The organism is Leptotrichia sp. oral taxon 879 str. F0557, from assembly GCF_000469385.1.
GTDB classification, from domain to species: domain Bacteria; phylum Fusobacteriota; class Fusobacteriia; order Fusobacteriales; family Leptotrichiaceae; genus Leptotrichia; species Leptotrichia mesophila.
The window spans coordinates 4,380-4,857 of sequence record NZ_KI271298.1; the positions used below are offsets into that span (position 1 = coordinate 4,380).

1 protein-coding gene is annotated in these 478 nt (G+C 23.2%); it reads right to left on the reverse strand.

The window, feature by feature from the left end:
- On the reverse strand, positions 1-325 hold a 325-nt coding region (locus HMPREF1552_RS03010; protein ID WP_021743597.1), incomplete at its 3' end, for a helix-turn-helix domain-containing protein.
- Between the last annotated feature and the right edge of the window lie 153 nt (positions 326-478).

Below are 478 nucleotides of genomic sequence, written 5' to 3' on the forward strand. Positions count from 1 at the left end.
ATTTAAACTTTTCTTTAAAAAAGGCATTTTGAATCTTATTGAACAACTCCTCTTTTTCTTTAAAATCTATATTTTCATTGTTAAAGAACGATATAATAGATGATTCTAAATTGTTGGAATCTTTATTTATACCGTATAATATGTATTCAGGCGAAACGTTGTATAAATTTGATAGTTTAATCAAACTTTCGCTGTTTATTTTTCTTTCATTATTTTCATATCTTGAAATAGCTCCAGCAGATGATTTTATCTTTTTAGCCACTTCTTCCAAAGAAAATTTGTACTTTTCTCTCAAACTCTTTAATCTTTTTCCTACATTTTCCATAGTAATTCTCCTTTAAAATCAATAAATTTTACCATAAAATTGATATTTTATCAATTTAATTGAAACAATACTGATAAATTTTATTCTTATGGTATAATTATTTTACCGATTAATGAATGAAAAAAGGGAAAACTTGACAAATACTCTTTAAAA